Source organism: Streptomyces sp. NPDC005728 (assembly GCF_040630895.1).
Lineage (GTDB): Bacteria > Actinomycetota > Actinomycetes > Streptomycetales > Streptomycetaceae > Streptomyces.
In genome coordinates this window covers 1-7511 of sequence record NZ_JBEXYL010000198.1, presented here as the reverse complement: position 1 = coordinate 7511, position 7511 = coordinate 1, and the positions used below count along the sequence as shown (strand labels likewise).

Annotated in this window: 8 protein-coding genes and 2 pseudogenes; 5 read left to right on the top strand and 5 right to left on the bottom strand. The window is 69.1% G+C overall.

The annotated features are described in order from the left end of the window. On the top strand, positions 1-144 hold a 144-nt coding region (locus ABZ471_RS46915; RefSeq protein ID WP_359075278.1), incomplete at its 5' end, for an ATP-binding protein. Positions 145-148: 4 nt separating this feature from the next. Here the strand turns inward: ABZ471_RS46915 and ABZ471_RS46910 are convergent. Next, complete coding sequence (locus ABZ471_RS46910; protein ID WP_359075277.1) at positions 149-961, bottom strand: hypothetical protein; 813 nt, start codon at positions 959-961, stop codon at positions 149-151. Between the two features lie 217 nt (positions 962-1178). After that, positions 1179-1997 (bottom strand): annotated as a pseudogene (locus ABZ471_RS46905) (hypothetical protein). Positions 1998-2175: 178 nt separating this feature from the next. Between ABZ471_RS46905 and ABZ471_RS46900 the strand changes: the two are divergent. Both ABZ471_RS46900 and ABZ471_RS46895 read left to right on the top strand, forming a co-directional pair. Further along, positions 2176-2454 carry a hypothetical protein gene (locus tag ABZ471_RS46900; protein ID WP_359075276.1) on the top strand — a complete coding sequence of 93 codons (279 nt, stop codon included), beginning with the start codon at positions 2176-2178 and terminating at the stop codon, positions 2452-2454. Positions 2455-2469: 15 nt separating this feature from the next. After that, positions 2470-3392, top strand: a pseudogene (locus tag ABZ471_RS46895) (IS5 family transposase). On the opposite strand, the gene ABZ471_RS46890 reads toward ABZ471_RS46895, so the two are convergent. The 3 genes from ABZ471_RS46890 to ABZ471_RS46880 form a co-directional block, all read right to left on the bottom strand. Beyond that, positions 3341-3673, bottom strand: coding sequence for an alpha/beta hydrolase (locus ABZ471_RS46890; RefSeq protein ID WP_359075275.1), 333 nt, complete (start codon positions 3671-3673; stop codon positions 3341-3343). The pseudogene ABZ471_RS46895 and the gene ABZ471_RS46890 sit on opposite strands and share 52 nt — an antisense overlap. A gap of 124 nt (positions 3674-3797) precedes the next feature. Next, entirely contained in the window at positions 3798-4025 is a 228-nt protein-coding gene (locus tag ABZ471_RS46885; protein WP_359075274.1) for a hypothetical protein, read from the bottom strand. A gap of 316 nt (positions 4026-4341) precedes the next feature. Then, positions 4342-4995 carry a TetR/AcrR family transcriptional regulator gene (locus tag ABZ471_RS46880; RefSeq protein ID WP_359075273.1) on the bottom strand — a complete coding sequence of 218 codons (654 nt, stop codon included), beginning with the start codon at positions 4993-4995 and terminating at the stop codon, positions 4342-4344. Positions 4996-5105: 110 nt separating this feature from the next. On the opposite strand from ABZ471_RS46880, the gene ABZ471_RS46875 reads away from it, so the two are divergent. Together ABZ471_RS46875 and ABZ471_RS46870 are read left to right on the top strand one after the other, a co-directional pair. Further along, positions 5106-5903, top strand: a complete 798-nt coding sequence (locus ABZ471_RS46875) for a hypothetical protein (protein ID WP_359075272.1) — start codon at positions 5106-5108, stop codon at positions 5901-5903. A 50-nt stretch (positions 5904-5953) separates the two neighbouring features. Beyond that, a complete protein-coding gene (locus ABZ471_RS46870; protein WP_359075271.1) occupies positions 5954-7465 on the top strand; it encodes a serine hydrolase domain-containing protein in 1512 nt (503 codons plus the stop codon). Positions 7466-7511: the final 46 nt, after the last annotated feature.

Here is a 7511-nt window from a genome sequence, read left to right as displayed (position 1 = left end):
GCCGACACCGGCGACGGGCACGACGGCGCGGGCCTCGGGCTGCCCCTCGCGCGACGCCTGGCCCGCACCGTCGGTGGTGAGGTCTCCTACGACCCCGGACACGCACCCGGGGCCAGGTTCACGGTCAGCCTCCCTGCCGGGTGATCGACTACCGCGCCTCGTCGGCCCGTGCGGCAGCTGTCCGGCGTTCCTGCACGTGGGCGTACGCCATCAGGCCGAACAGAATGACGAGCAGGACGGCGGACGAGCCCACGGTCCCGAGGTCCAGGCCGCCCTTGGCGACCGGCTTGGTAAGGAAGTCACCCGCGGTGGCGCCCAGCGGGCGGGTGAGGACGAAGGCGATCCAGAACAGCAGCACGTTCGGCACGACCGGCACCTTCATCAGTGCCACGAGTACGGCGAGTACCCCGGTCACGAGCAGCGCGCCACCGGCGTAGCCGAGGCCGGAACTGTCGGAGAGGAAGTCGCCCATCGAGGTGCCGAGGGTGTTCGACACAAGGATCGCCGACCAGAACAGAGCCTCGCCCTTGAAGGTGACGATCTCGGTGATCTGGAAGGTCATCCCGCTCAGCTTCCAGGTGACGAAGATCGCCAGGAGGATCGAGATCAGGATCGCCGCTCCGGCGGGGTAGCCGAGGCCGAGGCCCTGCGGGCCCCAGCCCAGCTTGGTCACGCCGTTCGAGAGGTACTTGGCGCTGGCGTCGCGGTTCATGAAGTCGGACATCGTGGTGCCGGCCATGCTGGTCGACAAGATCACGGTCCAGTAGAAGAACGGGTTGTAGCGGCTGGATCGCAGCTGGACCACCAGAGTCACCACGAAGACCAGGAACAGCACGATCGTGGTGAGGAAGTAGCCCAGCTTCAGGGTCTGCGCGAAGAGGTCGCCCGCCGTCTCACCCAGGGTCGTCGCGGCGATCTTCATGATCCAGAAAGCCAGCGTGACCTCGGGCAGTTTCTTCATCACCGACGTGGTCCTCGTTGACGTGCTCGACACGTCGCCGTCGGTAAGGACCTCAGATCTTTTCAATGCGGCTTCTCCTGTCTGGTCGAACGACAGGGCGCTCGCCCCTGGAGTCGGGACGAGCGCCCTGTGAGATGTGCCGGCCGCCGCTGCGGCTGTGATCTTCAACCGTGACACAGAGATCCTGAACGCATCCTGAATGCGAACAGTTTGTAGGTCACGCCGCGTGTCGACTGGCCTGCTCGGGTTCGGTGACGTCCTTGCAGGTCACGGCCGCGTACACGACGAGGCCGAGGATGACCGCCAGGAACAGTCCACTCGTGATCACGGCACCCAGGCCTAGGCCGCCGCCACCGGTCGGCTGGCACGGGTAGTGGCCGATGGAGGCGCCGAGCGGCCTGGTGAGGATGTACGCCATCCAGAAGCTCCACACCGCGTCGAGCCCGAGCGCGAAGTGCGCAACGGCGACTGCGGCGATGGCCAGTGCGAACAGGACGGCGGAGAGCCAGTAACCGAGATTCAGGCGCTCGGACACCAGGTCACCGGCCACGGTGCCGAGAGCGAACGTGAACAGGACCGCAAGCAAGTAGAAGGACTCGCGGCCGGTGGTATCGATGCTGTGGACGGACAGCGTCCGCTCCCGGCGGTACCAGACGACGAACACGACCGCGAGAACGAGCGCGAACACCGTGGTGCTCAGCTCCAGCGGCACACCCGTGCTGTCGGTGAGGTTGTCGCTGATCAGGGCGGCGGCAAGCCAGTACGCGCCGCCCCGTAGGCGCTCGTGCGGAACTGCACCACCAGCACCTCGCCCAGCAGGGCGCTCATCAGCACCGACACGCCTGTCAGACCGAGGCCCGCCTTCTCGTTCAGCAGATCGGCCGCGGTCTCGCCGACCGTCGCGCACAGCACCTTGATGATCCAGAAGTAGACGGTGACCTCGGGCACCCTGTTCAAGCGCAGCCGCTGCCGTGTAGGAGCGGCGGGCCCGTCGGCGGCGGGGTGTGGCTGAAGTCTCGGACGTTTCGTAGGTCATGGACAGGGACCGCGCCACCGGACACCTGAACGCATCCTGACTGCCGCGTGGCACCACGCACACCGCTCCTTCCACTCGCGCAGCATGGGCTCCATGAGCACCTACACGCACCTCTGGATATCGGCGTTCCTGACCACTCCTGCCCCCATGCCGGAAGATGTTGAAGAGGACGGCCGCTTTGCCCACCCGAATTGCCGCTGTACCGCTGACTGACCGGGCGACGACCTGGCTGCGTCACCGGCTGGGCCGCGCGGTCGTCCTGTCGTATGCCGCTGCCTTGCTCTTGCCGGGCCCCGGGCAGTGGCTGCGCAGAACACACTCCCTGCCACTCGGCGCGACGGGCGGCCTGTCCTGGTCCACCGCACCACTGCTGCTCTTCCTGGTGCTCTTCTCGGCCGGACTTCAGGTGCCGGTACGCGCGCTGGGCACCCTAGGCGGTGTCTCTTCGATCAGGTAGCTCGTTGTTCTGGTCATGCTCAGCAGGGGGGATCTGACCGACGAGGAATGGGCGGTCCTGGAGCCGCTGCTGCCGGTGAGCAACAACCGGTGCGGCCGGTGGCGGGACCACAGGCAGGTGATCAACGGGATCATTCACCGGCTCAGCACCGGTTGCCAATGGCGCCAGCTGCCCGAACACTTCGGCCCGTGGCAGACGGCACACAAGCGGCAGACGCTTTGGTCGGCTGACGGCACCTGGGAGAGGCTGCTCCAACACGTCCAGGCCGCCGCCGACGCCGCGGGCGACATCGACTGGCACATCAACGACTCCACCTCGATCCGCGCCCACCAACATGCCGCAGGGGCACCCAAGGCCCCACCACCCGTACCGCCGACCACCTCAAAGTGGGCCGAAGAAAGATCAGTTCACATGCACCTGCGCCCCCTTCTGGAGGAGGCGGTGCGGAAGGTGAGGCTCTCGGCCGGTCCCGCGGCGGGCTCACCACAAAGGTCCACCTGGCAGCGGACGGTAAGTGCCGTCCGCTCGCTCTGCTCGTCAGTCCCGGTCAGCGGGCGGACTGCACCCAGTTCGTGCCAGTGATGGACAAGATCCGGGTGCCACGCATGGGGCCGGACCGTCCGCGACGGCTCCCGACCAGCGTCTCGGCCGACAAGGCGTACAGCAACAGCAAGATCCGCGCATACTTGCGGCGCCGTGCGATCCCGCATGTGATCCCGGAGAAGAGCAGCCACAAGGCCACCCGTCGCAAACGTGGGTCGCGCGGCGGGCGGCCCGCAGGTTTCGACCGGGCCCGCTACAAGGCACGCAACACCGTCGAACGGGCGATCAACAAGTTGAAGCAGTTCCGGGCCGTGGCGACACGCTACGACAAGCGCGGGCACGTCTATCTCGGCACGGTCACCGCGGCCGCGTTGCTGATCTGGCTCAGGTCATGAGGCCAGGACGGCACGATGGCGGCCGTCAGCCCCGGGTGGGCCAGGATGTCGTAGTGGCCGGCGCCGGGCAGGACGGCCAGTTGCGCATGCGAGCGGCCCGATCCGTCAAAGCCGGCATCTTTCAGACCGCCGCCGAGCAGGGCGTAGAACTCCACCATGTGCGCGGGGCAGATGGCGTCGGCGTCACCAAACACGAGCAGGGTGGTCGCGGTGATGGCAGGGATCTCGGCGCTCCAGTCATAGTCCCGCTGCTTCAGCTCGGCCGTCTTGCCGACCAACACCGGCCAGTCCTGGGGCCGGGGCGCGAGCCGGGCCCGCTGTAAGCGCGGGTCAAGCGGCGGGCAGCCTGCGGGCTTCGACCGCTACGCCACGGAAATGGGAGTCGCGGGCTGAAATACCCGCCGGTCAGGCGACCTTCTGGCGCCGGGGCGTCTTCCGCGTCCTCACCCCGCCGGCGATGAGCGCCAACCCCACGGCGACGATGCCGAGGTAAGCGGTTGACGGAAGGTCGACGACCTTGGGCATCCAGCCCCACTCCGTGCCGAAGAAGGTCTGCGAAGCGAAGGTGACGAGCCCCTGGGCTCCTACGACGTAGCCAATGCTTTCGACGGTGTACCCGATGGTTATTCGCACGGATCAACGATCTCGCGGAGGTGCCGCAAGATCGTCCTCTTCAGGGCCGAAAACGTAGTAGGCCAAAGGATGCAGTCGCGTGTGGAGAGCACTGGCACAGCACCCCGCCGGGGCCGGGAGTGGTCGACACCGGACGGCGCGAAGATCACGCCCTCGTACGCCGAGCGCATGGGACAGGCGACCTTCCAGACCAGCTTGCCGCGGTTGTGCTTGGCCGGTGCGCCGCACCACGACGAGCCGTGGGGGCAACAGCGTCTACTTGGGCACCGTCACTGCCGCCACGTCTGACTCTGAGCATGATCGGAGAGTCAGGGGCCTAGTTGCCATCCGCCACCCCCATTGAAGGCGACCGGATCAGCGTCCCGATGCCGGCACAGAGCAGGTCCAGGCTGCGGGTGAACTTCTCGTCCGGAGCGTGGGCGGCCGCGGCGGCCACCGTCCGGGGGAATCGCCGGTTGAGAGCGGAAACGCCCTCGGGGGTTACTGGCACCGCGGGTGGCTCGCTCTGCTCCTGGAGCACGTAGCCGGTGACATGGCTGAGCACGGTGTCGGCGGCGGTGCCGCAGTGTTCCCGGGGGACGTCGGCCTCGGCGAGGGTGGCGAGCAGCCGTTCCATCAGCGAGAGTGCGCCGGCGCTGAGGGTCTTCGGGCTTCCGGCGAGCATGATCGCGCCGCCGGGGTGCCGCTGGATGCTCCGCCGCAGGGCGACGGCCTGCGCCGTGACCCGCGCCTGCCAGCCTGCCTCTGCGGGGAGCCGGGCCAGGGCGGCGGTGCCCGCGTCGTACGCCTGCCGGGCCACCCGGTCGGCCATCAGCTGGAGCAGAGCGGCCCTGTTCGGCACGTGGTAGTAGAGGCTGCCGGCGTGCACATCGAGCCGGTCCGCAACCTGCCGCATGGAGAAGCCGTGGTAGCCGGTCTTGGCGAACACCGCCATGCCCGCGTCGATGATCCGGTCTGCGGTCAGCTTCACGGCTGCAGTCTAGCGAGCGAGGCCGGTTTTCAAACAGTGTTTGAAAACCGCTCCCGTCGCACTACTGTCGTGATCAGCAAAATCGACAGGCTCGGAGGGGGGCGGTGGCGATGGGCAGCATTCTGTTCAACGTGACCACGGCGGCACTGATGGTGCTGATGTTCAACGGCGGTCTGGCCCTGGTCGGCCAAGTCACCCTGGGCCGGCGGCGGATCCCCTGGGCGGCGGTCGCCCTGACCGGGATCGCGCTCGCCGGGGTGGCCCTCCAGCTCTGCTGGTCCGGGGCGATGGGAGCGCTCGACGCGGACCCGGCGAAGTCCGGATGGTGGCGCGTGGTCACCTCGGTCTTCATGCAGAACGGGGGCTTCGGCGGCGCCGCATGGAACATCGCCACGCTCGCCGCGGTTGCGGCCTTCGCCGAGTGGTTCTGGGGCGGGCTGCTGACGCTCGGCCTCTTCGCCGCAGGCATCCTGCTGCCCGAGCAGATCGACGCGCTGTGGGGCCTGACCTCCCACAGCACCGACCCTCGCAACTTCGCCGGCAGCTCGGGCGCGACCTACTTCCTTGGGGCGACCCTGGCCGCGGCGTTGCTGCTGCACGGCGGCACCGTCGAGAGCCCGGACAAGGGCTCCGACGCGAACGGCTCCGGTGACCAGGGCGCGCGCCACAAGGCCGTCCGCAAGAACCAGCTGCTCGCGCTCGGCGTGCCGGTGCTCGGGCTGGCGATGTGGTTCACCCAGGAGAACGGACACGGGCTGGTCTCAGGCTACGGATTCGCCCTCGGAGCACTCGTCTGGGTCGTGTTCCGCAGCCTCCTGCGACCGGACCGCGATCTTCGGCAGCCGCCGCGCACGACGATGGCTTTGCTGACCGGGCTCGCCGGCCGCCGGGCCCGGAGCTCCGGCTAGCCCGAAGGTCCCCCCCGCGCCGTTTTCACCGTGATCACGAGGGAGAGAGCATGTCGGAAAACCTGCGCCGCGAGGTGTCGAAACTCGTCGACCAGGAGGTGGCCAGGATCCTGGAACCGATCGAGCGCGACGTGACCCGCACGGTCAACCGCGCGCTGGGCGTGGACGACGGCGCCCCGGCGTTCGACACCGCCCGCTGGCAGGCCAGGCTCGGCGAACTCCTCGCCGCCCACCGCATCCCCGGCGCCGCCCTGGCCGTGCTCGCCGATGGCGAGATCCACGAACTGGCCGCCGGCGTCCTGCACACCGGCACCGGCGTCGCGGTGACCCCGGACTCCGTGTTCCAGATCGGCTCCGTCAGCAAGGGCTACACCGCCGCCATGGTGGCCCTGCTCGCCGACGCCGGGAAGCTGGACCTCGACGCGCCGGTCGCGAACGTCCTGCCGGACTTCGCGGTCGCCGACGCCGCAGCCAGTCGGACGATCACCCCGCGCCACCTGCTCAACCACACCAGCGGCATCGAGGGCGACTACGTCAACGACACCGGCCGCGGCGACGACTGCCTGGCCCGCTATGTCGAGGGTGCGCGGACCGTCGGCCTGACCAACCCGCCCGGCGTCACCATGTCCTACTCCAGCACCGCCTACAACGTCCTCGGCCGGATCGTCGAGGTGGTGACCGGCCAGACCTGGGACGAGGCGCTCAAGGAGCTGCTCCTCGCCCCGCTCGGGCTGGAGCACACCATGACCCTGCCCGAGGAGGTGCTGCGCTTCCGCGCCGCCATGGGGCACATGGGCGAGCCGGGCGAGACCCCCGTCCCCACCCCGCTTTGGAACATGCTGCCGCGCTCGGCCGGCCCGTACGGCGGGATCAGCGCGACCGCCGCCGACGTGGCCCGGTTCGCCCGGGCCTTCGTGGACGGCGGCGCCGCTCCGGACGGCACCCGGGTGCTGCCGGCCGCCGTGGTCGACGCGATGCTGACCCGCGAGGTCGAAATGCCCGACCAGTGGTTTCTCGGTGCCCACTGGGGCCTGGGCTGGGGCCTGTTCGAGTGGGACGGCGTACGCGGCTTCGGCCACGACGGCAGCACCTTCGGCCAGCTCGCATACCTGCGGGCCATCCCGGAGAAGGGGCTCGCCATCGCTCTGCTGACCAACGGCGGCGGCGCCGCGCCCAAGGTCTTCGAGGCGCTCTGCCGCGAGCTGTGCGCCGAACTCGCCGGGGTTGCCATGCCTGGGTTCGCGCCGGCCACCGAGCCCCCGGCCGTGGAGACGGAGCCGTTCACCGGCAGCTACAAGCGCGAGGGCTTCGTCATGACCATTGTCGAGGGTGACCGCGGCCCGGGCGCGCTTCGGCTGACGTACGAGGGCGCGGACGGCCTGAAGGGCACCTTCGACCCGCTGGTCTGGCACCTGACCCCGGTCTCGCACACGCCGACGAAGACGGTGTTCGCCGGGCGCCGCAACGAGAAGGACGCATGGATACCCGTGGTGTTCTACGCCCTCGCCGACGGCAGCCGGTACGTCCACTTCGGCGTCCGGGCGACGGCCAAGTCCGCGTAGCCGCGTCCGCGCGTAGCCGAGTCCAGAGGTGCGGCTGGGGTCGACC

Excerpts from the sequence above, each read along its gene's own strand:
- ABZ471_RS46910 (WP_359075277.1), bottom strand. The coding sequence starts at position 961 with ATGAAGAAACTGCCCGAGGTCACGCTGGCTTTCTGGATCATGAAGATC.
- ABZ471_RS46875 (WP_359075272.1), top strand. The coding sequence starts at position 5,106 with ATGGGCAGCATTCTGTTCAACGTGACCACGGCGGCACTGATGGTGCTG.
- ABZ471_RS46870 (WP_359075271.1), top strand. The coding sequence starts at position 5,954 with ATGTCGGAAAACCTGCGCCGCGAGGTGTCGAAACTCGTCGACCAGGAG.